Source organism: Fibrobacter sp. UBA2449 (assembly GCF_002342555.1).
Lineage (GTDB): Bacteria > Fibrobacterota > Fibrobacteria > Fibrobacterales > Fibrobacteraceae > Fibrobacter.
Map to the genome: position 1 here is coordinate 380,933 of NZ_DDQF01000006.1, position 23,328 is coordinate 404,260.

At 55.3% G+C, this 23,328-nt stretch carries 18 protein-coding genes; 10 read left to right on the forward strand and 8 right to left on the reverse strand.

The genetic code is table 11. The annotated features are described in order from the left end of the window. Window positions 1–20 precede the first annotated feature (20 nt). Window positions 21–782 (forward strand): type I methionyl aminopeptidase, encoded by a 762-nt coding sequence (map, locus tag B4B27_RS05070; RefSeq protein ID WP_173380893.1) that lies wholly within the window; start codon window positions 21–23, stop codon window positions 780–782. Between the two features lie 25 nt (window positions 783–807). Then, window positions 808–1,167, forward strand: coding sequence for a hypothetical protein (locus B4B27_RS05075; protein WP_290724305.1), 360 nt, complete (start codon window positions 808–810; stop codon window positions 1,165–1,167). Here B4B27_RS05075 and B4B27_RS05080 read toward each other — a convergent pair. After that, window positions 1,164–3,116 carry a PEGA domain-containing protein gene (locus B4B27_RS05080; RefSeq protein ID WP_290724307.1) on the reverse strand — a complete coding sequence of 651 codons (1,953 nt, stop codon included), beginning with the start codon at window positions 3,114–3,116 and terminating at the stop codon, window positions 1,164–1,166. The two genes, B4B27_RS05075 and B4B27_RS05080, sit on opposite strands and share 4 nt — an antisense overlap. A gap of 142 nt (window positions 3,117–3,258) precedes the next feature. Here B4B27_RS05080 and B4B27_RS05085 point away from each other — a divergent pair, with 142 nt between their 5' ends. The 5 genes from B4B27_RS05085 to B4B27_RS05105 all read left to right on the forward strand — a co-directional run bounded on the left by B4B27_RS05085 (window position 3,259) and on the right by B4B27_RS05105 (window position 9,267). Next, window positions 3,259–3,936 (forward strand): EcsC family protein, encoded by a 678-nt coding sequence (locus B4B27_RS05085; RefSeq protein ID WP_173380890.1) that lies wholly within the window; start codon window positions 3,259–3,261, stop codon window positions 3,934–3,936. After that, window positions 3,933–5,444, forward strand: a complete 1,512-nt coding sequence (locus B4B27_RS05090; protein WP_290724308.1) for a hypothetical protein — start codon at window positions 3,933–3,935, stop codon at window positions 5,442–5,444. The genes B4B27_RS05085 and B4B27_RS05090 overlap by 4 nt, the downstream gene beginning before the upstream one ends. A gap of 75 nt (window positions 5,445–5,519) precedes the next feature. Further along, window positions 5,520–7,649: an elongation factor G gene (gene fusA, locus B4B27_RS05095; RefSeq protein ID WP_290724310.1), complete on the forward strand. Its 2,130-nt coding sequence runs from the start codon at window positions 5,520–5,522 to the stop codon at window positions 7,647–7,649. A gap of 354 nt (window positions 7,650–8,003) precedes the next feature. Next, window positions 8,004–8,696 carry a hypothetical protein gene (locus B4B27_RS05100; RefSeq protein WP_290724312.1) on the forward strand — a complete coding sequence of 231 codons (693 nt, stop codon included), beginning with the start codon at window positions 8,004–8,006 and terminating at the stop codon, window positions 8,694–8,696. Next, entirely contained in the window at window positions 8,689–9,267 is a 579-nt protein-coding gene (locus B4B27_RS05105; RefSeq protein WP_290724314.1) for a hypothetical protein, read from the forward strand. Before B4B27_RS05100 ends, B4B27_RS05105 begins: the two co-directional genes overlap by 8 nt. On the opposite strand, the gene mazG is transcribed toward B4B27_RS05105, so the two are convergent. After that, window positions 9,248–10,048 (reverse strand): nucleoside triphosphate pyrophosphohydrolase, encoded by an 801-nt coding sequence (gene mazG / locus B4B27_RS05110; RefSeq protein WP_290724317.1) that lies wholly within the window; start codon window positions 10,046–10,048, stop codon window positions 9,248–9,250. The genes B4B27_RS05105 and mazG overlap by 20 nt on opposite strands. A gap of 106 nt (window positions 10,049–10,154) precedes the next feature. On the opposite strand from mazG, the gene B4B27_RS05115 reads away from it, so the two are divergent. Continuing rightward, on the forward strand, window positions 10,155–11,075 hold the full coding sequence (locus B4B27_RS05115) for a DNA-processing protein DprA (RefSeq protein ID WP_290724320.1): 921 nt from the start codon (window positions 10,155–10,157) through the stop codon (window positions 11,073–11,075). Further along, entirely contained in the window at window positions 11,075–11,356 is a 282-nt protein-coding gene (locus B4B27_RS05120) for an FtsB family cell division protein (protein ID WP_173365959.1), read from the forward strand. Before B4B27_RS05115 ends, B4B27_RS05120 begins: the two co-directional genes overlap by 1 nt. On the opposite strand, the gene B4B27_RS05125 is transcribed toward B4B27_RS05120, so the two are convergent. The 6 genes from B4B27_RS05125 to B4B27_RS05150 all read right to left on the reverse strand — a co-directional run bounded on the left by B4B27_RS05125 (window position 11,357) and on the right by B4B27_RS05150 (window position 22,573). Then, complete coding sequence (locus B4B27_RS05125; RefSeq protein ID WP_290724324.1) at window positions 11,357–12,583, reverse strand: hypothetical protein; 1,227 nt, start codon at window positions 12,581–12,583, stop codon at window positions 11,357–11,359. A gap of 85 nt (window positions 12,584–12,668) precedes the next feature. Next, entirely contained in the window at window positions 12,669–14,150 is a 1,482-nt protein-coding gene (locus B4B27_RS05130) for a glycosyl hydrolase family 8 (protein ID WP_290724327.1), read from the reverse strand. A gap of 153 nt (window positions 14,151–14,303) precedes the next feature. Next, the gene (locus B4B27_RS05135) at window positions 14,304–17,036 is read right to left on the reverse strand and encodes a TIGR02171 family lipoprotein (RefSeq protein ID WP_290724330.1); all 2,733 of its coding nucleotides are present in this window, start codon (window positions 17,034–17,036) and stop codon (window positions 14,304–14,306) included. 3 nt (window positions 17,037–17,039) lie between these two features. Further along, complete coding sequence (locus tag B4B27_RS05140) at window positions 17,040–19,769, reverse strand: TIGR02171 family lipoprotein (RefSeq protein ID WP_290724332.1); 2,730 nt, start codon at window positions 19,767–19,769, stop codon at window positions 17,040–17,042. A 40-nt stretch (window positions 19,770–19,809) separates the two neighbouring features. Beyond that, window positions 19,810–20,577: a transglutaminase family protein gene (locus tag B4B27_RS05145; protein ID WP_290724335.1), complete on the reverse strand. Its 768-nt coding sequence runs from the start codon at window positions 20,575–20,577 to the stop codon at window positions 19,810–19,812. Between the two features lies 1 nt (window position 20,578). After that, the gene (locus tag B4B27_RS05150) at window positions 20,579–22,573 is read right to left on the reverse strand and encodes an alginate O-acetyltransferase AlgX-related protein (protein WP_290724337.1); all 1,995 of its coding nucleotides are present in this window, start codon (window positions 22,571–22,573) and stop codon (window positions 20,579–20,581) included. Between the two features lie 86 nt (window positions 22,574–22,659). Here B4B27_RS05150 and rdgB point away from each other — a divergent pair, with 86 nt between their 5' ends. Then, window positions 22,660–23,286 carry an RdgB/HAM1 family non-canonical purine NTP pyrophosphatase gene (gene rdgB / locus B4B27_RS05155; RefSeq protein ID WP_290724339.1) on the forward strand — a complete coding sequence of 209 codons (627 nt, stop codon included), beginning with the start codon at window positions 22,660–22,662 and terminating at the stop codon, window positions 23,284–23,286. Window positions 23,287–23,328: the final 42 nt, after the last annotated feature.

A 23,328-nucleotide genomic window follows, 5' to 3' on the forward strand; every position in this document is an offset into this window, starting at 1 on the left:
ACTGGTTTTAGGTAAGCAAAATGGCAAAGATAAAGGTAAAATCCGCAAAGGAAATCGAACTCATCCGTGATGCCGGAGCGCTCGCCGCCGAGACGCTCATCCGCGCAGGCGAAATGTGCAAGCCGGGAGTCTCGACACTCGAAATTGACGAATTCATCGGCGACTACACGCGCGCCCACAAGGGCATCTCCGCCTGCATGGGCTACCACGGCTACCCGCGTTACGCCTGCATCAGCATCAACGAGGTCGTGTGCCACGGCATTCCGCGTGCCGACACCATTCTCAAGGATGGCGACATCGTGAACATCGACATCACGACTATCCTTTCGGGCTACCACGGAGACACATCTGCCATGTTCTGCGTCGGCAAGGTTTCTAGCCTCGCGCAGGAACTGGTCGATACCGCAAAGTTCTGCATGGAAGAAGGCATCCGCGCCGCCGGAGAACCGTGCGCCCGCTTCTCGGATATCGGATGCGCCATCCAGGACATCGCCGACGAACACGGATTCAGCGTAGTGGAAGACTACTGCGGACACGGCATCGGCCGCGGATTCCACGAGGAACCGACCGTGCTCCACTTCCGCAACTCCGAACGCACGCCCTTCATCGAGGTCGGCAACGTGTTCACCGTGGAACCGATGATCAACGTCGGCCGCCCGGGCACCAAGACGCTCAGCGATGGATGGACGGCCGTGACCCGAGACGGAAGCCTCAGCGCCCAGTGGGAACACACCATCGTCAAGACGAAGAACGGAATCGAGATTCTCACTCTGCCCCGCTAAGGCAGGACTCCGGGAGTAAAGCGCGATGTCGTTTCTAGGGAACCTCCGGGACAGGGCCGTCGAGTCCATCATCCGCAAGAACGAGACGGTTCTCCGCTTCGGCGAAATCCAGGAAGTTTCCATCGACTCCGAAGCGAGGATTGCCGAGGTCCGCATTATATTGCGTGGCGAAACCGAGCCCACGATGTTCCGCGGCTACTACGGCTTTGACGACGGCGACAAGGGCACCGAGCTCACCGTCGACAAGATCACCTGCGAAAGGACATGGATAAACGAAGCGCTCGCGATGGCGATGGAAGGCCGCACGCTGCGTTTCGCGATTGCAGACTACAGCGGTGACAAGCTCGCGGGTATCGCCGGCGGGATCGCGAAAATCCTGTTCTAGTTCTTTTTCTTTGTATCTTTAAGCAATTCAGTGAGGTTCCCGCGCGTAGGGGCCCTGAGATAAACTGAAAAGAAGAAATTCGTTCCCAGGCCTTCTGTATTCGTTCCACCCAATTCAATTCCGAACACATTCAGCCATTCAAAAAAGCCCGACATCCTAGTACTCGGCCAACGGGGTTCAAAGACGTACATGTAGCGGGCACCAAACGTATATTCCGTCCCCAAGGAGACCTCGAAGAATATGTTCGGAGCAAAATTCGCACCGGGGAGATCTTCATCAAGATTTTTGTCGTCCGTCGAGGACAACGTGTAGACTCCGATTCCTGCTCCCGCTCCAATTGTGAGGAAGCGGGCGAATTCCAGTCCAAGGAACAAATCAATATATCCATATAAGCCATCAATACTAGCTGTATCGGAATAGCCAGAGCATCGACCATAATAATCATCCCAGTAATCACAGCCGCCATTCATATTGTCATAGAACGTCAGAACTTCTTCATCTTCAACGCCATCCTCGCGAAGAGCTTCGAACCCAAATCCCATCAAGCCCTGAATAATGAATCTAACGGGTCCCTCGCTGTCCGAAGAAGAAACCACTTCATTGATGGAATAAGAACTTGAACTTTCGGAGCGCCTACGCGAGGAACTGCTATAGAACCCGGACAGATTGAATGTATATTCGCTGGAACTGGAATATTCATAACTGTCGTAAGATTCCTCTTCATTTTCTTCCTCTTCCTCGGGAATTTCGTAGACCCATTCCGTTTCCGCATGCGCCTGGATTGCATAGGGGAATCCCGCCTGTTCATCGCCCACCGTAACGGTAGCGCAGACAGAGACATCCTCGTCAAAGGGCGTCATCCCGGCCTTCTTGCCGTTGACATACACAGGCACCCTCTGGGGAGAGTCTCCCTGACGGGCGCGAATCGACACATGCCCATTCTTGGGAACAAGTTTCTTATCGAACCGGAATTCCTGACCTCGGGCTATATTTACATTAAAGAGCACATCCTCGTAGCACGCATGTTTCAGTTCGACGCGATACCATCCCGGCGAAAGCGTATTTTCCAGACTCCCGTCTTCGTTATCAACTTGTACCGAGAGTCCATCCGCGCTCCCTAGACGATCGGGAAATTTCGGGTCAATGACAAGCGTTCCAAAATTCGGTTTCATCCGCACACCGAGACTAGTAGTATTGCCATTCACGTTCACGAGCGTATCAAGGTCGAAGTAACGGTCCAACACAAATGTAAACTTATGATTTCCTTCAGTAAGTTCCACATTGCAGGGCGTACTCTGGCAGTTCGACTGCGGACGACCATCCACGCTTAGCAACGCACCCACAGGATTTGAGGAGACTTCTATCAGCCGTTTTTTTATTCTGGACGACGACCAGTGACTTCCCATCGACACGCTTGTGAATCCGCCATGACCACCGCCGTCTTTTTCCGCATTTACCGTAATGGCTCCCGGAATGGTCCCGAACAGCATCGCCGAGCGGCTCTCGATTTCGGAGAGGAGTTCATCCACGGAAGAATTCCGGCTCGTATAGCTGGAAAGCATCCTGCCGCTCGCCGTCTCGTAGAGTTCGACCGTGAGGGTCAAGTCCGAACCGAACTGCCCCACGCGGGCCTGCGCCACGTAGTCCGCCGCGATATTCTTGCCCGTCTGCACAAGACATCCGCCTTCGCATTCCTCCAGCGACTTGTCGGGCGGCAAAAATGCGAGGATGTTTTCACGCGTCATGACGACAAAGTCCTTATACGAGGGCAGGACTTCCACCGCCTGGGACCGGAGCTTGTCCGTCAGGAACACCTTCTCGGCCCTGGACACGGAACTTCCCATGGTGACCGTCTCGAGAACCGCCACGAATACGTTTTTCGCAAGAGACGGCACAGCGAGAACCGCGACCACGGAAACCAGGAATATGATAGAACGGAACAGTCTCATTTCGCAACCAAAAAATAAACATTTTTTTACCTAAATGCAATCTTCAGCAATACCGACACGCTGTCAAGGGACATTTACCAAACATCCCCTGCCACCCCCCGCAGGATTTATTAAAATAGTCTCATCATTACAGGAGTCCCGAATGACCGAAGAAACCGAGAATACCAAGAAAAAGCTCAAGGAAAAGGCGACCAACATCCTTTTCGACCTCATCACGAATATTCCCGACTCCCTGTACGCCGAAAACCGGGAACCGGAAAAGAGGGCGAACCAGCTTATCCAGCAGGCGGCGTTCAAGGCGGCCACCATAAGCGCCACGCTCTCTATCCCTGCAGGAATCACGGGCATCCTCACCGCCATCCCGGACATCGCCGCCATCTGGCGCATCCAGGCGCAGCTCGTCGCCGACATCGCGGCAAGCTACGGCAAGCTCGCCCTACTAAGCCGCGAGGCCATGGTCTGGTGCCTGTTCCGCCATAGCGCGGCCCAGCTCATCCGCGACATCGCCGTGCGCACCGGCAGCCGCATCGTGGTACAGAAGCTCTCCACCACCGCGCTCAAGGCGCTCATCCAGAAAATCGGCATCAAGATTTCCTCGAAGTTCCTGAGCAAGTCGCTGCTCCGCGCCATTCCGGTCGTGGGGGCGGTGGGCAACGGAGCCTACACCTACTACGACACGTTCGAAGTCGGCAAGACGGCAACGGCCTACTTCAAGGCGCTCGCCGACCAGGACGGCAAGGCTGTGACCGACGCCGAGATCGTAGACGCGGAAGGCGCCGGACCTAGCAACAAAGAAGATTCCAGCTCCGAAGCGAAGTGAACGACTCCACGCATAAGCATTTGGCTGTCCGCACCGTCTACGGGCTCCTGTCAGCAATCCTCCTCGCCCTATTCGCCCTATCTGTCTGTGGCGAGACCATTCCCGTGAACGAAGGCGCGGGATTCGACGGGGAATTCTACCGCGAGGTCTTCCGCAACTTTTCCGCAGATTTCTTCGCCACCGGCTATGACAGTTTCCGCATCCAGCGCATCTTCCCGTTCTGCCTGATGAACGTTGTCTATAATCTGGCCGGCATTCCGCTCGACAATGCGCACATGATGGCCGGGATGTACGTGCTCCATTTTGTAAACCTCGCCCTCCAGCTCCTGCTGTTCTTCAAGCTGGCACGGTTGCAGGGATGGAAACCCGCCACAACGGTCGTCCTCTTTTCGCTATTCTTCTTCAATTACGCAACCCTGAAAAACTGCGGCTACGTTCCGTTCCAGACGGACGCCTTCGCCGTGACTGTCGCGCTCGCCTCCTACTACGCGATCCTCAAAGGCAGGGAGGCCTCGGGATTCGTGCTCTCGCTCCTCGGGCTTGTCACCTGGCCCACCCTCACCTACGTGATGACGCTGCTTCTTTTGTTCCCGCTCCGACCGGGCGTGAGCAAGTCCGCAGGCGCGCTCCCGGAACTTTTCGAAAAACCGGTTCCCAAGTTTTTCCTGGTTCTCCCGTTTGTCTACGGGCTTGCCGCCGGGACTCTCGTCATCCTGTTCCATGTCATGCACAAGCAGGAAATCCTCGACAACCTCCTGATGGGAAACTTCGGCACCGGGCACATCATCTTCTGCCTTATTGCATTCTCGGGCTGCGCCTGGGTTATCGCCTTGCTCCGAAAAGTCCCCGGCATTCCCTATTCCGCAGTGGATTTCGCCCGGTCTTTCCGCCCCAGGGTCTTCATCGGCATCGTGCTCTGCATCGCAGCCGTATCCCTGCTCCTCCGCATGCACACGAACAACGACTACTTCTTCGACGGCAAGGTGTTCCTGCTCCAGGTCCTCATCCGTCCCTTAAAGTACCCCCTCGTCACCCTGGCGGGGCACGTCGTCTACTGGGGTGCCCTTCCCGCCTTCCTGGTCTTGTTCGCGAGGGATTTCGTAAAGGTTTCCACAGCAAGGTCGCCCGGGCATACGCTAGTGCTTCTCGCCTTCCTCTTTTTTGCCCTCGACAGCGAATCGAGGCACATCGCTCCGTTCCTGCCGCTCCTGCTGGTGCCGCTGGGCCATGCCCTCGACAAGGCGGACCCTGCACCCAAATTTGCCATTTTCACCGTTATTTTGCAGCTTGTGCTTTCGCATTTTTACATTCCCATCAACGTGGATGGTTTTTCCGAGAGCCTCGAGGCGGGCAAATTCCTCACCCCGGAAGCACAGCGCCATTTCATGAATTACGGCCCCTGGATGACCGGAAGCAGCTATCGGGACTGGATTACGGTTGCCATAGCCGCCCTTATCGGCACAAACGAAGTTTTCAAGCGCTCCAAACGCCCCCAAAGCGGCAAATAGCCCTTGAATACCCCCCGAAATTTTCTATCTTTGGGCGCAAACTTCAAAACATCAACTCCATTTGTGGAATAAAAAATGAAAAACATCCAAAATCACAGAAACATCGGTATTTCTGCCCACATCGACTCGGGCAAGACTACCCTTACCGAACGCATCCTCTACTTCACAAAGCGTATCCACGCTATCCACGAAGTTCGTGGTAAAGACGGCGTCGGCGCCACGATGGACTCCATGGAACTTGAACGCGAACGCGGCATCACGATTCAGTCTGCCGCCACGTTTGCAAACTGGACCCACACCAAGAGCGGTGAACAGGACTCCATCAACATCATCGATACCCCGGGGCACGTGGACTTCACGATCGAAGTGGAACGTTCCCTCCGCGTGCTCGACGGTGCTATCCTCGTGCTCACCGGCGTCGAAGGCGTCCAGTCCCAGTCTATTACCGTTGACCGCCAGATGAAGCGCTACCATGTGCCGCGCGTGGTGTTCGTCAACAAGTGCGACCGCTCCGGTGCAAACCCGCTCCGCGTTGCCGAAATGCTCAAGGAAAAGCTCAACCACAAGCCCTGCGTGATGCAGATTCCTATCGGTCTCGAAGACCAACTGAAGGGCGTGGTCGACCTCGTCGAAATGAAGGCCTACTACTTCGAAGGCGCCAACGGCGACGACATGATCGAAAAGGAAATCCCGGCCGAACTCGTCGACCAGGCCAACGAATACCGCACCAGGCTCGTTGACTGCTGCGCCGACTACTCTGACGAAATCATGGAAAAGGCCATGGAAGGCCAGTACGGCGTCGACGAAATCGACAAGGCCCTCATCAAGAAGACCATCCGCGAAGCCACCATCCGCCTCGACATCACCCCGGTGTTCATGGGTTCCGCCCACAAGAACATTGGCGTGCAGAAGCTCCTCGACGGTGTCATCGACTACCTCCCGTGCCCGACCGACGTTGAAAACAAGGCCCTCGACCTCGACAACAACGAAGCCGAAGTCATCCTCAAGAGCGAAGACAACGCACCGCTCGTCTGCTACGCGTTCAAGCTCGTGAACGACCGCTACGGCCAGCTCACCTACGTCCGCGTGTACCAGGGTACCCTCAAGAAGGGCGACATGATCACCAACATGGCCACCACCAAGAAGGTGTCCGTGGGCCGTCTCGTGCGTATGCACGCCGACGAAATGGTGGACATCACCGAAGCCGGTGCCGGCGACATCGTTGCCCTGTTCGGTATCGACTGCGCTTCCGGTACGACCTTCACCGACGGCAAGAACCACTACAACATGACTTCCATGCACGTGCCGAACCCCGTGATCGAGCTCGTGATTGAAGCCAAGAACCGCGACGACCTCGACAACATGTCGAAGGCCCTCAACCGCTTCACGAAGGAAGACCCGACCTTCCAGGTCGAAGTCAACAAGGAATCCGGCGAAACCATCATCAAGGGCATGGGCGAACTTCACCTCGACGTGTACATCGAACGTATGCGCCGCGAATACAAGGTGGACGTGCAGACCGGTGCTCCGCAGGTGGCCTACCGCGAAACCATCACTCGCGAAGCCAAGTTCGAATACACCCACAAGAAGCAGACCGGTGGTTCGGGTCAGTTCGCCAAGATGTCCGGCGTGATGCGCCCGATGCCTGTCGAAGGCGACTCCGACAAGGTCTACAACTTCGTGAACTCCGTCGTCGGCGGCCGTATTCCCAAGGAATACATCCCGTCTTGCGACAAGGGTTTCCAGAGCTGCATGGAAGCCGGTTCCCTCATCGGCTTCCCGGTCGTGGGTATCGAAATGGAAGTCCAGGATGGTGCGTTCCACCCGGTCGACTCCTCTGACATGGCGTTCCAGATTTGTGCCCGCATGGCTTTCCGCGAAGCTTTCGCCAAGGCCGGCGCCCAGATCCTCGAACCGATCATGAAGGTCGAAATCGCCACTCCGACCGAGTTCCAGGGCAACGTCGTGGGTAACGTCTCCCAGCGCCGCGGTTCCATCACCGGAACGAGCGAAGAAATGGGCACGACGACTATCACCGCCGAAGTCCCGCTTTCCGAAATGTTCGGTTACGCCACCGACCTCCGCTCCATGACTCAGGGTAAGGCCGAGTTCACCATGGAATTCGCGAAGTACGCTCCGGTGCCGAAGAACATCCAGGAAGAACTCATCAAGAAGTACGGCGACAAGGCCAAGGCTCGCGCCTAAGCCCAAGCGACTTCAAGCAAGATTCAAGGTCCGGTGGCACATGCCCCGGACCTTCTTGCATATTTGTATGCATCGGGAAGGAAAAAAATCACCCGGCCATGAAGGCCGAGTGACTTTGGAATAGAAAGTGTACACCCAATGAGTCCTACCCCGCGGTTCGATCCGGCATCCCTTCTCCAGAACCAGGACTGACTGGAAGTACACCCTCAATATACTTCGCATCCTCCGGACGTGAACAAAATTTTTCACAAAGCGCCATTCCCGTAAGGAACATTCCAATGTGGAATAGGGTTCCCGGCATGATTTCAGACAAAGTCTTTGCTATTTTATGCAAAAGGGAAAAAGGAGAAAATCATGCCAAAAAGAGCATTATCGGCCTTGACAATCGGGCTAACGATTGCCATCTGCATCGTAGCCTTCACGGCCTGCGGCTGTACCGACACCTGCGACGGGGTCTACCATCCGATATACAAGCTTGCCGACTGCCAGAAATCCACCAATGTTTTCAAGAAGGGAAACACTGTTCATTACGAGCATTCCGAAGGGTTCGAATTCGACCTGACCGTGAGCCAGGATTCTACCTTCATGGAGGACTGGAGCGATTTCTGCGTGGTGGCAAAGGAAGAGGACCGCTCTGTACTCCTCACGTCCACCTACCCCATCATGAGCGTCGAAGTCAACTTCTATGGCGGCATTAACGTCAGCGAGGAAGAAAACAAGAACAATCTTGTCATAAGCCACACCATGCCGATGCACATAAGCCACAAAAACACGGGCTTCTTTGTCGAACTTGATTCCACCGGAACTCCGGAAGAAAAGGGCATCGAGGGGACGGTCAGATTGCTCGATACAATCACTTTCAACGGAGTCACTTACGACAGCGTTTTCGCCATCATGGACATGGCTCACTACGACGCTCTCAACTACCATAAACAAATCGAAAGCGACACCGCTTTTCTCTACTTTTCCAAGACTGCGGGAATCCTGAGGCTCGAAACCACCGACGGAGCTTCTTTCACCATCAAGGAAAGGGGCGACAATGAATAAGTTTTCGACAGCAACGACGCTAGTCGCACTCACCTTGACGCTCACTTCGTGCGGGATGTTCGACGTAGACGATCCGTATGTCGGCGGCGATTTCGCAAAACTGGTGCAGAAGGAACAGGAATGGGGCGATACAGTCAAGGTCATCGACAATTGGGGCATTGAGGATTCCTACAGAGAACGCATCTACAGCCACAAGCCCGAGTATTTTGAATTCGAGGCACATGGTTTCCTCAACGAAATTACCATCGGCGTGAGGGTTGAATGCGACGAAAACGGTGGCAAGATGACCGTTTCGTGTCTCAGGAATCTTCGCAACGTCAATTGGCCCTACGGCCCGGACATCGTATTCAAGGACCTCGACGGAAACAAGATGACAAACAACGACGGCTACACCGTGCGTATGCTGGATTCGATGAAAGTCGGAAAGAGAACCTTCAAGGATGTTCTGGAATTCGACGCCACCGGCGCCGAAGAGAGCTCATGCAACTTCGACAAGTTCTATGTCGCCGCAAGCGACGGGCTTTTGCGCATAGACCTGCAGGATTCGATTACTATCGAGCGGAAACCTTAGCCTGCTTCCATAGCTGCTGCAGGCCTTCTAGTCCGAATTCGGAAACGGCCTTCCCCTGCTCGCGTGCAAGGCGTTCCACCTCGCGGAATCGCTTCTCGAACTTCGCGTTTGCGCGGCGGAGTGCCACGTCGGCATTGAACCCGCTATGGCGCGCCACGTTCACGAGGCAGAACATGATATCGCCGAACTCGTCTTCCAGGCGGTCGGTGTTCGCGTTCTCTGGCGTAACCTTCTCCATCTCGGCACGGAATTCCGCAAATTCTTCCTGAGCCTTGTCGAACACGGGTGCGGCCTCGCCCCAATCGAATCCGACTTTCGCCACCCGGCGGATAATATCCTGGCTGCGAGCCAAGGTCGGCATGCTACGGCTCACCTTGTCCATCACGGACTTGCCGGCATCCTTCTGGTGCAGCGTCTCCTGGGCCTTGATCTTTTCCCAGCGGCGGCTCACTTCGCCCGCGGTATCCACCTGCGCATCGCCAAAAACGTGCGGATGCCTGCGAATCATCTTCTCGCAAATTCCCTGCACCACGTCGTCGATATTGAAATCGCCACTTTCCTTGCAAACCTGCGCATGGAAAACCACCTGCAAAAGCACGTCGCCGAGTTCCTCGCACATGTGCGCCTTGTCGTCCTCGAGAGCGGCATCGATGAATTCACTGCTCTCTTCGACCAGGTAGGGCAAGAGCGTATGCGTGTCCTGGGCGCGGTCCCACGGGCAACCGTCTTCGGCACGGAGCTTCGACAGGATATCGACCAAATCTTCAAACTTGTACTTCATGGCCCAAAGATAGAAAGTCGCACGCACGCAGGTTCTCCCCCTTGTTTTTGACACTCGAATTCTGTATTTTTAGGCACGGGCAAACAACAACGCCCAAAGGGAAGCAATGAAAGACATCTACACCGTAAAGCCAGAAGAGTATCCGCTCTTGCTCGGGGAATCCATCTACAAGCCAAAACAGCTCTATGCCATGGGGACGCTCCCGCCGCCAGTTCACGCCCTCGACAGCGCGAAAGCTCGCAACGCAAACCTCCCCGTGGGAATCGCGATGGTCGGCACGCGAAGGCCGGGAAACAGCGCCCAGGAACTCTGCCGGAGGCTCGTGGGCGCACTATGCGGGACACAAGCCATCGTCGTCTCGGGACTCGCGCAGGGAATCGACAGTCTGTGTCACGAAGCCGCGCTCGATGCGGGAATCCCGACAATCGCCGTGCTCGCGCAGGGGCTCGGCACCAAAATCGAAGGCAGCCGCGGAAACCTTGCAAGGCGCATCCTCGAACACGGCGGCGCCATCGTCTCGGAATTCGAACCCGACATGCCTGCCTACAAGGGGAATTTCCCGGCAAGGAACCGCATCATCAGCGGCATGTCGCGAGCGACTGTCATCGTGCAGAGCAAGGCGAAGGGCGGAGCGCTCATCACCGCCGAATTCACCCGCAAGGAGGGAAAGCCGCTCTACGCCATCCCCGGCGACTTCGACAGCGAAGTGGCCGGGGGCACGAACGACCTACTCGACCGGGAGCTTGCGAAACCAGTCTTTCGGCCCGAAAGTCTGGTTTCGGTTCTCGGACTCCCCCGGCGAGGAGGTCAGAGCATCACGGCCTTCGAAAGCGCGGGCTGCACGCTCGGAAAAAACGCGAAAGCACTTTTTGCAAAAGTCAACGGCTACCGCAAAACATTTCCCGAGCTCCAGGCAGAATCGGGCTTTAATATCGGCGAACTTTTAGCTATATTGACAGAGCTCGAAATTGCGGGTCTCGCCCACACCGAAGACAACTTCATGTTCCACTTCAACGGATCGGCATAATGCACAAGAAAATCTACATCGCCATTGTGGTCGTCATTTTCTTTATCGCTATCGTTGTATCCCAGCTCCTGTTCAGCAAGGGGAACATTTTCGAGCAGCAGATGCTGATTCAACAAATCGAATTAAAGCAAAAGCAAATCGATTCGCTCAACACCGTCATCGAAGAGCGCAAGCTCATCATCGAGAGACTCCAGAACGACTCCCTCTACAAAGAAGAAATCCTCCGCACCCGTTACGGCATGAGCCGCAAGGACGAGAAGGTTTTTCAGATGGTCAAATAGCTACTCTTTCTTTTCGGCAGAAAGAGCCTTCACCGCTTCGGTCAGGCGGTCGATTGCCTGGATGAGTTCGTCCATCTTGGCATCGCTTACACCACCGGCAACGGCGGCACCGACCGCAGCCTGGGCCGCAGTCTCAACAGCCTTTGTCGCTCCAGTCGCTGAGCCTGCCGAAGCGTTCACCGGGACCTTGCCGAGCCAGATATCCGGCCAGCGGTCGTTGCCGCTGTGATAGGTAATGCGGGTCGCCGTCTCTACCGGTTCGCCAATCTTCCAGATGTAGAGCTCGTAGTCGAACAGGTCGTGGTCGTGGCCCTTGTCGGTCGCACCCCACACAAGCCACTTGCCATCGGGCGAGAGGCGTGGGAAGTATTCATGACTGCGACGGCCCGGCAGGTCCATCAGCTTCACGTTCTTCGGGATGCCGAAGAAGCCGACCTTCTCAATCTGCTTGCCGTCCTTGGCAGAAAACCACAGGATTTCGCTCGGGGCTGCAGTACCGCCATTACCCGTGGGGTTCACACGGTAGAGCTTGGAGCCGTCGAAGTTCCAGTCAATCTGGCAACCGTCGCCGGACTTGGTCCAGACATTCTTCGAGAGGTCCCACACGCCCGTCTCGCGCATGGAGCCGCGGAGCGTAATCGCCAAATGCTTGCCGTCGGGGCTCATGTTCGGTTCCTGCAGAATCACGCCGGACTTGTTGAAGGCCTTTTCGCCATCGAGCACGAGCGTTTCGGCCTTGCTCGCGAGGTCCATCGTAAACACCTTCCCTGCGCGGCTAAATACAATCGACTTGCCGTCGGGTCTCCAGGTGCCCCATGTGGCGTTGTCCACCACCTTGCGCGCGTTCTCGCCCGAGATATCGACCATCCACAGGTCCCACTTTTCGGGATAGTTCGCGTCGTTTTCAGGAACCCAGCCGCCCTTGCTGCGATTAAAAAGCACCGTCGAACCATCCGGAGAGATTCGCGGGAACCAGTCCACGTTGTCGCCACTCGTAAGCGCACGGGCATTGCTGCCGTCGGCATTCATAATCCAGATATCATGATGCGAATTCGCGCGACTCGTCGCCCAGACAATGGCCCCTTCGAGCTTGCCCTTGAGGGCAGAAAGTGCCTTCTGCTCGTCGGCAGTCGGATCAACAGCGGCACCCGTCGGAGCTCCCTGCTGGGCAAAAACAGAAGTCACGGCAAATGCCGCACAAGCGCAAATCTTCACAAACTTTTTCATGCCCTAAAAATACGAAAAAAAAGCGCCCGCCTATCCGGCAAGCGCGTTTTTGTCTTTGGAATCGATAGAATTCACAAGCCGGGTTCTACTCCAGGCGTATTTTTTTCAACTGCGTGCCTCCCGCAGTCTGGACGCGGAGCACATAGACACCCGCAGGAATCCCCTCGAGGCTCACCGCCATGCCGCCAGAAACATTCCCATTCCAGAGAGTCTTGACCGCGGTTCCCGTCACGCCGAACACGTCCATGCGCACGTGTCCCACTGCGTTCACATGCAGGGTGCGGCCCAGCTGGGAGATACCCACCGCGGCCGGCAAGCGAGCCGCTTGGATAGCGACACTTCCATCGGAACTGGAACTCAAATCCGGCACACTGCTGGAACTTCCGGGCACGACTGCGCTACTGGAACTCTGCGGCGGCGGATTCGAGCCCGCCGTCATGAGGTTCGGCATGTTGCCCGAAACCAAGAGCCCGTTCAAGAGCTTGAGCGACTGGTTAAAGTAATTCTCGTCACCGAGCGCCACTGCCTCCTTCCAGTATTCATCAAGCTTGGACTGGTACTTGGCATCCGAGATGAGAGAGGTCATCAGGGAAGTCACGAACGTACTGTTGTGATCGTTGCCGAGACTGCCGGAAGAACGAAGTACAGGCCCCTTCATGTTCGATACAGGAACAGTCGACACGAACTCCGCCATCTTCTTGTCGATGGCGAGCGCACGCTGATCGCCATGCCAGCAAACGGCCTTAGCGTTACGCCACGGGGCGCGCGAGGCGTCGTAGCTGTAGTAGTCATCCTCGCTCTTGCCGTTCTTATCGGTCCAGTCATCCACCAAGCCCGTCTTGACTTCGTTAGAGCTCGACTCGTAAAGCTTCATGTTGGCGTCGTAGGCGGTCTTGCTCCAGAACTCGGAGTTTTCCGTATCGATGGCAGCGAAAAGCGGCATGTAGGCCGGGTCGAAGTAACCCGGGTTCTTGCGGTTTAAAGCGGCATCGCCCCACTTGTCACCAGGCATATGCAAACCGTTGCTTTCGAATTCGGACTTTTTCATGGCCTGAATCAGTTTCTTGGCGTCTTCCTTGTACTTCTCGTCGCCAAACTGGTAGTATGCCATCACCAAGGCTGCTGCGGCATCGATATCGCCATCCAGAGCGGCACCGTTGCCCGCATCCCACGATTCCGAAAGATTACCGATTTTCCAAATCATGAGTCCGTTTTCGTTCTGAAACTTCTTGTAGAAATTCCAAATCTTGTCGAACTGGCTCTGGTAACTCGTTGTATTGTCACTGAAATAGACCATCAGGAGCATGCCGTAGCCGACACCTTCCGAAAAATACTGGTTGGACCCAGGATCAGAACGCACACCGGCGATATCGCCCTGTTCGTTGTACATGTCCCTCATCCAGGCAGCGAACTGCTGTTTCAGCTGTTCCGAGGCGGCAGCCTTGTCGCTCAGGAGAGTCGCGTTTCCACCGTAATCGGACATTTGCGGGAACGGGAAGTTTACCGCCGCCTGCGAAAGTCCAAAAGCCATAAGGCCCGCGAGGCCCATTTTTACCAAACAATTCATAAACACTCCTTGTGCCCACAGGGCATTAACTACTCTCTAAAAAATAACTTAATATCGACAAATCCAAAACTAATTAAAAGCTACGCGTGTGGACAAAGTGCGACCCGTCACGGAAAAAAGGATGACACGATACACTTTGTAGCGTTTTTCCGATTATTTGAGCGTTTCCAGAATGGAATCGAGGCGGGCCGTAAGCTGCATCGCCCCCTCTGCGCTCAGGTGGTCCATGTTATAGGCCATATTTTCCGTATAGTCGTGGTCCCCCATTTTATTTTCGTCCATCCAGATGAGCCCCATCCCTTTTACACGGCTCAAAATGGAATCCGCGATGGAACGCTTGGGGCCATAGACACCATACGAGCCCGTTTCCCTATAGCCAGGATTTTGTGGCGCGATAAAGCATATAATGTTCAAATTTCTCTCCCGCGCCATCTTGATAATTTCTTCAAACAGCGAAAAATCGTATTTGTAGTTTTCATCCAAAGTCGAAAGGGCCGTCGTATCGCGGAATACGTCTATACCGTACCACCCCATGGTCGGCAACAGGAAGTCTTCCAAGTTGTAGGGATGCTGCAATACGGATTCTGGCTTGGGGCACTCCGAGACCAGGCTCAGGAACCCTTCCGGCACGCCGTCTTTCCAGAAAGAATGATCCTCGTCATACTTGAAACCCGGAACGCCGTCTATAATCGGGCCCCATGATGTCGACCGGTCGTACCACAACAGGTCCGGAGACATTTCAATCACCAGCGTCTTGAGGTTGGGAACGTGCTGCAATATGTAATTCTTGAAGAGGTAGTGCATGCCCCTCATGTCGCCTGCGGAATAGGCCATGTTCAAGAAGTTTTCCGATTTCACATTCTTCTCGTACATGCCGAACATCATCCTCGAACTTCCAAGGCCTACAACGGTCACCTCCTCGCGACGATACCAGAACCTCTCCATTTTCACGCGAAGTTCCAACGCGTTGTACCACACGCCTTCATCGTAATACACTCCAGCGCTATCGGCATTCAGCGTCAGATTCGGCCGTGCAGAAGCCTTGGCGTCCACCCAAAAATTCGGATGCCAAAGTTCATCGCCTTCGGCGATTTCCACGACACTTTCGTCTTTCAGATACACAAGGGCAATCTTCGAATGGGCCCCCTCCAGATTGGAAAGAGTCACAACGGCGAAATTTCCCCCGCCCAAAGACCATTCGCTATGGTCGAACGAATAACCCGCAGGGGCTGCTACAGCCTGCAGCAGTTTGCCCGTGCTGTCGGAGACAAGCAGACGTTCGTGCATGCCGTATTTTTTTCCGACAAAGTCGACTCCCGGTCCCTTTCCGAAATCAAGGAACAAAGTGCGCTTAGAACCATCCCTCGCAAGCGACGCGTTACACGCCTGCGCGCTATCGTACCAGACGGTATCGCGGGCATGCGCCATCAGCGTCGAGCCGGAATCCGCCACATGGGCGCGCAAAAGCCTTGCACCCGAAACCGCAATAGAATTGTCTTCGCTGATGCCGCCGTGGTAGGCGCCGTCGAACAGTTTCTCGGGCGTTCCGAACTTGCCGCCCGCAAATTTCACCTGCCAAGTCGAAGCCGCCTTGAATGCGGAGGCATCCTTGTTGTTGCCCGCGTCGGTCACGTAAACGATTACCGTATCGCCGTTTTCGAGCACGCGCCAGCGCGGAATGGCGGCAGATTCCACATTGAGTTTCACGAGATTCGAGCCATTCGCATTCAAGTCGCGCACATACAGGGACGACTTGCCCGCCACACCCTCAAGGCCCGTGCAGAAAGCCACCCTTTTCCCATCAGGCGAAATTTCGGGATGATACGCTCCTATCGTATCCGCAATCTCCACCACCGATAAGCTGCCGCTGGTGTAATCGATAAAAGCAATGTTGCCCGAAACGTCGTTCCGGAAGGCGAGTTTCATCTTGCGGGTTCCCGTCCGCGACTGCAAAAACGAAGAACTTGCCATCGGGGCAATCCGACTCGAATTCGCCATTCCGTCTCCGCCCATCCACACAGGGTTGACAATGATGCCAAACGCCAGGCGGAACCCGACATATTCGGCACGGGTAGACGAGACGACCGTGTAGACATCTCCGCGGCCGTAAAGAGAAATGGAGGAAGCGTCGTTGCGGTAGCTTCCGCCTTTCAAGACGCGCTGTCCCAGGGCGCCCCCATCTGGAGCTCCGGCATAATTCAAAATAGTCGTATCGCGGAAGATTCCAAACCAGTCGTTCACCCATTCCATGGCGTTACCGAACATGTCGCAAAATTCATTCGCAGCGGCCTTTTCACAAACCGGATGCAGCTTGTAACCGGAATTACCTGCAGTCCACGCCTTTTCCACATTGCTGTTGCGGGACGCCACAAAGACCCATTCCGCCTCCGTAGGCAAACGGTAGCCCAAAATATCGGCATGATCCGAGAACCCTTCCATTTTCACGCAATGGCGCTGTTCGTCAAACGAGGCCATGCTATAGCTGTAAACCGTATCGAAACCTTCCGCCTTGCTGCGCTCATTGGCGAACAGGACGGCATCGTAATAGGAAACATTCGTTGCCGGGAGAGCGCCATCTTCGCAATCCAGCGAAAGGCCCGTCGCAGATTCCATCAGCCCGTTGAACTCTCCGCACGTCACTTCGCTCCGGGACATCGAGAAGTCATATTCGAACCCCACCATCATTTCCGGGCGTTCGTTGATATTTGCCGAAGTCTTGTTCGTCCCGAGAGCCACCAACGATTCGCCCGTATGGACACGGATCATGCCGGCAAGGGAATCCTTTTCGAACTCCTTCGTCGAAGGACGACCCGAATCCCCGCCAACGGAGTTGGAGCAGGAGAAAAAGAACAGGGAGAGCAGCAAAAGCAGCGCTTTATACAGCATCACTCACCTCAACGTCTTCAATAGGGAATCGAGTCGGGCTGTAAACTGGCGCGCCCCCAGATAGCTCAGGTGGTTGCTGTTGTAAGCCATTTCGGATGTGTAATCATGTTCTCCAAACTTGTTCTCGTCAAAAATATAGTAGCCCGATTTCTCGAGTGCACTGACAATCTTTTTCGCGACTTCCATTTTGGGGCCGAACGATCCGAAGGATTCCGTCTTTGCGAAATCCGGATTCTGGGGAGTGATGGCCAAAATCAGCTTGACGCCACGCCGTTCCGTCTCCGTCCGCAGGGAATCCAGCATTTCCCGGTTTCTTCTCAATTTTACACTGCTATACGGCATCTTGGAAACATCGGCGTCGACATAGGTATCGCCCCAAGAAACCGAAGGTAACAGGAAGGAATCATCCATGTAGTTCTGGGCGAAAAGGGATCTCGGGTAAGAATACTCCTGGCTCAAGGCGGCTACAACATCCTTGGTTTCATGGCTCAAATGATGCTCGTCGTAAATAAGTCCCGGCGAGAACAGGCGCACGTAGTAGAAATAGTCGTTTTCCTGCCGGAACAGGAACCCCGGGGAAAGTTCTACGACAAGGACCTTGATTTTTTCCGCATAGCGCAGAATGTATCTCGACGCAATATACTTGAACAGGAACAGATCGGCGAGCGTCACGCCCATATTCAATGTCTTAAAGGCGGTTATCGAAGTATCGATTACGGCGTCGAGCAACATGGAACTGCCCAGGGTAACGCACTCAATGTTCCGGTAGTTTTTCCAGAACATCTGCATCCTCATGGCCAATTCCACAGAAGAGCCCTGGAGCAGGTTGGCGGGATTGTAGTCGAAATACATGCCCGCGCTGTCCAAATCAAGCAGCACATCCCGATCAGCGTCCGATTTCCCTTTCACCCAGAAACTCGGATGCCACAGTTCATCCCCTTCGACAAGCTCGACTACGCTCGAATCGGACATATCGACAAGGACAATCTTCTTGTGCGCCCCATCCAAATTGGAAAGCGAAGCGACCACCAGATTTTCCCCTCCCTGCCCCCATTCGGTATGGTCGAAGGAATATCCCGCAGGCGCAGCGACTGACTGAATTAGCTTGCCGGTACTATCCGCCACAAACAGGCGTTCATGCATTCCGTAACTTTCACCGACAAATTTACGTCCCGGGCCCGCTCCAAAATCAAGGAACAGGGTCCGCTTGCTCCTGTCTTTAGAAAGAGAGACATTGCATGCCTGTGCGCTGTCGTACCATACAAGGTCGCTTGCCTCCTTGAACACCGTCGAACCCGGTTTCGCGACGCGAGCCCTCAAGAGACGCGCTCCCGTTACAGCAAGCGACTTGTCTTCACTGATTCCGCCATGGTATGCACCATCCAAAATTTTGGTCGGCTTGCCGAACTTGCCGTTTGCAAACTTCACCTGCCAGGTAGAAGTCTCCTTGAAGCTTGTCTCGTCCTTATTGTTGCCCGCATCCGTCACGTAGATTATAATCGTAGTTCCGTTTTCAAGCACCTGCCAGCGCGGAATTACGGCCGATTCCACTTCGAGCTTTACAAGGTTGGTCCCCTCCGCGTTCAAATCGCGCACATAAAGGGCGGACTTTCCCGAGACGCCCTCAATCCGGGAGCAGAAGGCCACGCGGTTTCCATCGGGGGAAATTTCCGGATGGTAGACATCCAGCGTATCCTCGATTTCTATCACGGACGGAACGCCGCTGGAATAATCGATATACGCCAAGTTGCCCGTGATATCGTTCCTGAACGCAAGTTTCATCTTGTGGGTTCCCGTCAAGGAATGCAGCGCACTGGAACTCGCCAAAGGAACAACACGGCTCGTAGCCGCCTTGCCATCGCCTCCCATCCAGGTCGGTTCGGGAATTGCCCCTTTTGCCAAACGGAATCCGACATATTCGGCACGGGTCGAAGAAACGACCGTATAGATGTCACCGCGATTATAGAGAGTAATGAAAGAATTTGCGTTACGGTAGCAGCCTCCTTTTATGACACGCTGGCCCAACGCGCCGCCGTCAGGAGCCCCGACATAGTTCAAAAGGGTCGTATCCTTCAAATTACCGAACCAGTCGTTCACCCATTCTATCACATTCCCGAGCAAATCGCAAAATTCATCCTTTTTAGCCTTGCCGCACACCGTCTGGATTTTAAGTTTCGAATTTTCTGCCGTCCATCCCTTGTCAAAAGACCAGTTGCGACCCGCCACAAGAAGCCATTCCGCTTCCGTCGGCAAACGATAGCCTTCGCTTTCGGTCGAGAAAAAGAATCCTTCCAGATTCGTGCAGTGATGATTCTTGTCGAACGTAGCCTTGCTATAGGAATAGGCGGTATCGCGCCCCTCCCTCTTGCTACGTTCATTGGCAAACAGGACTGCATCGTAATAGGTCACGTCTGTCGCCGGATAATAGCCGTGACAATTCAGAGACAAGCCAAAGGACTTTTTCATCAGACGGTTGAATTCGCCGCATGTCACTTCGCTGCGCGACATTGAAAAATCATAGCTGAACTTTACCTGCATCGCAGGGCGTTCGTTGGTGCGGGCGTTGTTGGAATTGGTACCCAAGGTAACCTCTTCTCCCGCCGCCGAAACCGAAATCATTTTTGAGAAAGCGACACTTTCATCATCTTCGGAAGTATATTCCGGCATTGCCATTTCTGAATTAGAGCAGGCGCAAAACAAAACCAGCATCGACAGGTAAAGGAACAATCGCATCGGCGGCAAAGATAGAAATTTTGCCTAGCTCACAAGGCTGCTATCGATCGGGCAGACGGCTTTTAGCAATTTCCCTGTTTGCATCGATGCCTGGATATTCGGGAAAAAGGTCGTCTGCAAGCCTGTACCAGCGAAGCGCGCGGGGAGGTTCCGTTTGCAGGTACAAATTGCCCAAGTCGAATGCGGCAAGGCCCGCAAACTGTGCCGGAGTAAGCGGTTTGAATTCTAGGCCGGTCCAGCGACCCGCCTTGTACTTTTCGCGATATTCCTCATTGGTGTAGGTATAGCCGAGACGGTTTGGTTCGAGGTTCACCGTCCTTGGCGCAAATCCCACCTGTGCGCGGCCGTCATCCTTGCCGTACCGCAAATACACATGCCCCGGCAAGAGAATAACATCAAGCGGAATTCCGCGGGCTTCGGCGACCATCATCGCAAGCCACGCAAGCCCCATGCAGCCCGATTTCCGGGTTTCAAGCACCCGCAGCGGTAGAATCGCATCGTGGGCTATGGACGCCTCGCCCTCCCCCGCAAATTCGATTTTCCAGAATTCCCACAGGAGCGATTTCAAAGAGGCGAGCGTATCGCGCGTTGCAGACAAACTACTATCGTAGAAGACAAGACCTTCGCGCCAGGCATCTACAGAATCTATGCAGGCGGGAGCGCGGTTCTCGAAGGTACAGGCCATTTCAGCGTACCGCACGTTTTCAGGACGCCCTGTCCACAGCACAAGCGTGAGCGAAACCGCCAGCAAAATCAGCAGCAGCGGCCAGAATACTCGCGAGAACATTGCGGAGAGGCGGGCAAGCATCTTATCTCAGGGCATCCCATTCCATCGGGGACTGCCAAAAATCGCGGGCCGTCATCATGTATATCACGAGCCGCTTGCTCTGCATATCCTTCTTCATCTTCATCATGCGGTGGTAAACGCCCGGGCCTCCGCCCCAGCTGGTGAGCACCTGCACGTCGAGCCCTGTCGCATAGGCAAGGAGCGATCCCGGCCCGCCGCTCTTCTGGTCCACAGACTCAAACACACCCGTGAATGAATCGCCCATCAAGAGAATCGGCGCATTCTTGCCGCCCTTGTAAGGTTCTGTACCCTTGAAGATTTTCATCGCGGGCAACGTATCTGCAGTGTACTTCGCCTTCTCCGCATCGGGCAGGTGCGCCACCAGGTCGCCCTCGCGCATTGTCGTCGTCTCCTGCATGTTGAGCGAACCCGGCTTCGCTCCGGCATCGCCGTACCAGCTGTACTGCGTCACGCGGGCGGCAAGCTGTTCCATGGCGGCAAGCATGCCGGGGAGCGACCAGTGCGTATCGTAGCGCTGGTAGCTAAAGTGCGGGGGTTCGTCGCCCGCCTTGGCCGCCATGAGCGCCGGGTAGATATCGAGTACGTCAAGCCCGGCGGCAAGCATCTCGCGGGTAAATTCGCGGCCCGCGGGGTTCACGCAGAGATCGGCAGGCGTCCCTGCCACAAGGCGCTCGGCGTAAATTTCTTCCTTCACGGGAACGGGAACCACGAGCAGTTGCACCCCGATGGAATCCAGGTAGTGTTTAAGTTCCAGCAGGCGCGGGAGCGGGTTGTGCAGGCTATCCTGCCCGGTTATCTTGTCTGCAAGCAGGTAGTTTGCATTGCGGCGGAACCAGAGGAAGCTTTCCGCGGGTGTCGCTCCCGCTGTCGCCCAGGCGTTCTGCTCCTTCGGGAGTTTCGCAAGCGTATTCTCGAGCGTAGCGCGGAACTTCGCGGTTTCCGCATTCGCGGGGCAAGAGCCTTCCAGCGAGGCAAGCGTCTGCAGGCGCGCATCGGAGGTCGTGTCGAGTGCGCGGTTCACCGGCACCACCTCGCCCGCCGCAGCAAGCGAATCGGCAACAGCCTGTGCGCGAATCTGTTCTTCGGACAGGCGGAATGCAGGAACATCGAACGCGACCCACATGGGTTTCCCCATCGGGTTCCCGCGCATCACGGCAAAGGGCTGCGTCTTGGCGCCTTCGGGCCAGAAGCCTCCCGGCGTATGGGGTTCTAGGTCTGTATTGAGCGTCGGATACCAGTAAGAAGACAGCGTCCGAGCCCAGTTCATCGCATCTTCGAGCGTCAACTCTGCCGTAATGTAATGGTTGAGCACCTCGGCAGTCTCACCGTGCGATGCGAACTTCAACTTCGCAAAAAACACGGTACGGCCCGTCCAGGTGGCCGGCAAGATTTCTGCCCACCACTCGACGGAACCGTCGCTCATCGGCACGCCCCAGAATCTGCCTACCGTCTGGAACGCCCTGAAGACATCGGGTTCGCTCCACTTGACGGCCTCCACGGCACTGAGCACCCGGGCAAGAGAATCATCGCCCGTCTGCGCATAGAGAATCTTGGAAAGCGGTTCCCACGCCAATGGTTGCCTGCCAGCCACAACGGAGGGCTCATATTCCGAAAGCGAATCGAGCATCGGGAACGGATATTCGGCAAGCTTCGCGCTAGCCATCACCCCCTTGTAATTCTCCGGCTTTTCGTCCTTGCCTGCAAGGCGGATGGGATTGTCGTAATAGGCGGCAAAATCAAGTGCGGCGAGCGTCGGCTTGTCGATTACACGCACCTGCTTGTCCCTGAATTCGACATGTAATTCGAACACCGTCACCGGAGTCGAAGGAGCGGGCGGAAGCGCCCTGGACGCAGAAAGTTGCTTTTCGGGAGACGCAGTCGAAACATCCGTGGCAGGATCCGGCGTCCCGGAAGCACAGGAGCAAAGGCCCAGCGAAACGCAAAGAGATGCGGCAGCAAGCCCCATGCGCCTGCAAGTAAACGGGATAATATTCATACGCTACCGAATATACAAAAAGCACATGTGGTCCAAAGCCCGCCGCACCGCATATTTTCTAGATTTGTTCCGCAAAAAAGGGCACCATGAAAAACCTATTTGTAATCGCAACCGCAAGCGCCGGGAAAATCCGGGATTTCGCGCATATTTTAGGCACCGACCACTACGAATTCAAGACGCTGAAAGACATCGGCTTCGACGAAGAAATTGTCGAGAACGGCAATTCATTCGCCGAAAACGCCATCATCAAGTCAAGCACCACGGCCCGCTGGCTTGCCAAACGCGGCATCGAGGCAACCGTCCTCGCCGATGACTCGGGACTCGAAGTCTTCTCGCTCGCTGGAGCCCCCGGAATCTACAGCGCACGCTACAGCGGCATCCACGGCGCAGACGAAAGCAACAACACGCTTCTCCTCAAGAACCTCGCGGGAATAACCGACCGCAAGGCGCGCTACTTCTGCGCACTCGCCTACCAGACAATCACGCGCAACGCCGACGGCGAATTCGTCGTGAGCGAGCCGCAGATTTTCGAAGGCGAATGCCGCGGCAGCATCAACTATGCTCCCGTAGGCGACATGGGATTCGGCTACGACCCGTTATTCGTCCCCGACGGAGAAACCCGCACCTTCGCGCAGATGGAGCTTGAAGAGAAGAAGGCCATCAGCCACCGCGGAAACGCCATCCGAGCCCTGAAAAAAGCGCTCGGGAAATAACGAAGACGCCGTAGCACCACGCCCTCACTAGATCCTGCAAGA